The sequence below is a fragment of the Clostridium sp. BL-8 genome, from assembly GCF_002006495.1.
In the GTDB taxonomy this organism is placed as follows: Bacteria; Bacillota; Clostridia; order Clostridiales; family Clostridiaceae; genus Clostridium.
The window spans coordinates 1-3,623 of record NZ_LZZL01000174.1 but is presented as its reverse complement, the minus strand read 5'-3'; the positions used below and the strand labels follow the sequence as shown (position 1 = coordinate 3,623).

Sequence of the window (3,623 nt, the reverse complement as noted above, 5' to 3'; positions counted from 1 at the left end):
GCAGAGGACTGAAAATCCTCGTGTCACTGGTTCGATTCCAGTTCGAGCCACCATATTAAAAGCACTAACGTAAGTTAGTGCTTTTTTGTCTTATTGCAAAAAAACAGCTATGGTATTAGACAAAAATTTTTTAAAGATTTAAAATTCTGGAGTGTAATAAGGGCTGTCGCATTGAGAAAACCAACCACAATATGCTGTATCAGAATTTAAAACTTTAATTCAGGATAGTGTAGTTTCTATTTTTTTGAGCGACAGCCCAATAAATTATACAATTAAACAGTGCATTGTTCCACTGATATTGAATATTCACCGCAATTAGGACATACAGTTACACTAACTATATAACTATCATCCACTTTACCAAATCCAAAAAGCTGATTAAAGGATGTATGTTTATATTCATTACCAATAGTATTTATTACATATTGATTATTTTTTGTGTAAATAAAAAAGTGATATTCTAAATAACGATAAGATTTATTTATCTCTTCTTGGGAGTTGCAAGAACATTTTCCCATGTAATACTCATTTGAGAAGTTTACCTCTTCACCTTCATTTAAAGCATCTAAAATAATATCCATAGAAAGACCTGAAACCGTAGCTTCATCATCAAAAAATATTCCGTCGCAATTTTCCTTTGTTAATACGTATTCTTTGCCATTATGAGAAAATTTATATTCCACAAAATAACCTCCTTAAGTCAGCAGAATGCTCATATGAATATTATACACTAGATATCATAAGTATTCATGTAAGTATTAAGTTAAAATTATCTCTTTACAATGATTATTTAGGTGTATTAAGAATGACAATATTGAAATATGTATATATTCTATATATTCTCAATTTGCCAGTCTATTGGTGTTTGATTAGTAGAAACTAAAAAGTCATTTGTTTTTGAAAATGGTCTACTGCCCAAAAAGCCTCTTGAGGCTGATAAGGGACTAGGATGAACTGATTTTATGATAAAATGCTTTGGATTAGTAATTAAACTAGTCTTTGAAATAGCATTATTTCCCCAGAGAATAAAAACTATAGGAGTTTCCTTTTCATTTAATATGGTAATAATCCTATTAGTAAATTCCTCCCAACCTTTGTTTCTATGCGAGTTGGCTTCGCCAGCTCTGACAGTAAGTACTGTATTTAATAATAAAACACCTTGATCAGCCCATTTTTTAAGATAGCCATTGTTTGGAATATAGCATCCTAAGTCATCATGAAGCTCCTTGTAGATGTTAATTAAAGATGGTGGAGCTTTTACACCAGGATTAACAGAAAAGCTTAAGCCATGTGCTTGTTTAGGACCGTGATAAGGATCCTGTCCTAAGATAACGACCTTAACATCACTATAAGGTGTAAAATGCAACGCATTAAAAAGATCATACATATTTGGATAGATGATCTTAGAGTTATATTCATTGACTAAAAATTTTCTTAATTTAAGATAATAATCTTTATGAAATTCGGATTCTAAATAATTTTTCCAATCGTTTTTTAATATTTCAGACATAACATCACCCGAAATTATTATAACATTATATTACAGATTTATGTATATTAGATTATATTGACTAAAAATATTTGCTCATTATTGTTGTTTGAAGGGTCAGATGCTGTTAAAATGGAATGTATAAAACAAATTACTAAGAAAAATAATATAAAATATTTATTATAAAGGAGAATTTACATGGAAAATAAAGTATTAGCTATTGCAGCAGGACATGAAATAACAGAAAAAGATTTAAATGCGATTATCAGCAGGTATCCTCAAGAACAAAGAGGCGCATTACAAAGTGAAGAAAAGAGAAAACAATTAGTAGAGCAATTAATTTCATTTGAATTAATGAATAAGTTTGGAAAAGAAATAAACATAGATAAAACACAAGAATATAAAGATGCCATAGAAAACATATCAAAGGAAGTTATAACTTCAATGGCAATAAATAAGATATTAGCTGATGTAACAGTTACAGATGATGAAGTTAAAAAGTATTATGAAGATAATAAAGAATCTTTTGGTAAACCAGCTACAGTTTCTGCTCGACATATTTTAGTTGAAACAGAAGAAGAAGCTAAAAAGGCTAAGGAAGAAATTTTAAGTGAACAAATATCATTTGGGGATGCTGCAATGAAGTATTCAATGTGTCCATCAAATATGCAAGGTGGAAATCTAGGTGAATTTTCAAAAGGCATGATGGTACCAGAATTTGAAGAAGCTGCATTTGATGCTGAAATAGGTACAATTACTGAACCAGTTAAAACTCAATTTGGATATCATTTAATATTAGTAGATGCAAAAAACGAAGCAGCAGTTACTAGCTTTGATGAAGTAAAAGATAATGTTTTAAATGAATTAGTAAAACAAAACCAACATACTAAGTATGAGCAAATTTTAAAGGAATTAGAAGGAAAGTATGGAGTTGAGAGAAAGTAATTTCTTGCGACAATCAAGTAGTTATTTACATAATAGTTCTAAAGTTACTAAGTAAAATACTAATAGGACACAAATTAGATTTTAACAGCTACAATAAAAAACAGCTGCATTCTGGTTAAAGAATGTAGCTGTTTACGCGTATAAAGGATTTTAATGCTGAAATGTTACAAAATAAGTATGATATAAAAAATATATATTGTTACATAAGATTATAGTATGCTTAGCTACTCTAATAAGTCTAAAAATGAGGTAATATATTTATCCGCGTACTTAAGAAAATCCTCCCTTGAATTTAAGCATTCAGTATCTTCTACTGCAATTACCTTCATGTCCGCACATTTTGCAGCTTGTACAGCAGGCAGGATATCTTCAAACACGATACAATTCTTTGGAGAAATGCCTAATTTTTTAGCAGCTAGCAAATATACATCGGGAGAATCTTTACCATTAGAGACTTCATCGGTAGTTGTGATTGAATCAAAATAATCATAAACTTTATTATTTTTTAAGCAAGCTTCCAACAGAGAGTGAGAATTACTGGTAGCTAAAGCGATTTTTATTTTATTAGATTTTAAATAATCTAAAAATTTTAGCACTCCTGATTTTAATTTTACATTATTAGAGTAATGATAATAGGCCATATTATGCCAATCAGCTACTATTTTTTCTATGGAATCATTGAGTTTAAATTTTTCTTTAAAATAAATAGCAGTTTGAGTAAAACTTAAATGTTCAATATCATTTTTTAAATTATCAGGCACAGTATAACCTTTATCTTTTAGGTAATCAGTATCAATTTTACTCCAAACCCACATGGAATCAACTAGAGTCCCATCTAAGTCAAAGATTGCAGCCTTTATATTATTTAACATGTATACCTCCATAAATTATTACTGGTGATATTTACAAAGCTATTATAATAATTATAAATTGATTTGTAATTATTATATATGTTGCAATTAAAAATTTGCAATGTACAATTGACAATTAGGGTTGAAGTCTTTACAGGATTTTTTCAACAATTGCTAATTGTAAATTGTGCATAGCGAATTGCAATACATATAATAAAAGGATAAATAAAAAAACTTAAGGATTATCCCTAAGTTAATATTTGTATATTTTAGATAATATTTTTGGTCGGGGTGACAGGGATTGAACCTGCGACCTCATGGTCCCAAACCACGCGCGC

General features: G+C 29.3%; 4 protein-coding genes. 1 reads left to right on the top strand and 3 read right to left on the bottom strand.

Annotated elements, in window-relative coordinates; genetic code table 11:
* Nucleotides 1-272 precede the first annotated feature (272 nt).
* Together CLOBL_RS26875 and CLOBL_RS26870 are read right to left on the bottom strand one after the other, a co-directional pair.
* Entirely contained in the window at nucleotides 273-683 is a 411-nt protein-coding gene (locus CLOBL_RS26875; RefSeq protein WP_077861796.1) for a DUF3785 domain-containing protein, read from the bottom strand.
* A 149-nt stretch (nucleotides 684-832) separates the two neighbouring features.
* Nucleotides 833-1,510: a uracil-DNA glycosylase gene (locus CLOBL_RS26870; RefSeq protein WP_077861795.1), complete on the bottom strand. Its 678-nt coding sequence runs from the start codon at nucleotides 1,508-1,510 to the stop codon at nucleotides 833-835.
* A gap of 177 nt (nucleotides 1,511-1,687) precedes the next feature.
* Between CLOBL_RS26870 and CLOBL_RS26865 the strand changes: the two genes are divergently transcribed.
* Nucleotides 1,688-2,434 (top strand): peptidyl-prolyl cis-trans isomerase, encoded by a 747-nt coding sequence (locus CLOBL_RS26865; RefSeq protein WP_077861794.1) that lies wholly within the window; start codon nucleotides 1,688-1,690, stop codon nucleotides 2,432-2,434.
* Between the two features lie 224 nt (nucleotides 2,435-2,658).
* On the opposite strand, the gene CLOBL_RS26860 is transcribed toward CLOBL_RS26865, so the two are convergent.
* On the bottom strand, nucleotides 2,659-3,306 hold the full coding sequence (locus CLOBL_RS26860) for an HAD family phosphatase (protein WP_077861793.1): 648 nt from the start codon (nucleotides 3,304-3,306) through the stop codon (nucleotides 2,659-2,661).
* Nucleotides 3,307-3,623: the final 317 nt, after the last annotated feature.

Coding starts and splice junctions, on each gene's coding strand:
- CLOBL_RS26870 (WP_077861795.1), bottom strand. CDS start 1,510: ATGTCTGAAATATTAAAAAACGATTGGAAAAATTATTTAGAATCCGAA.
- CLOBL_RS26860 (WP_077861793.1), bottom strand. CDS start 3,306: ATGTTAAATAATATAAAGGCTGCAATCTTTGACTTAGATGGGACTCTA.
- CLOBL_RS26865 (WP_077861794.1), top strand. CDS start 1,688: ATGGAAAATAAAGTATTAGCTATTGCAGCAGGACATGAAATAACAGAA.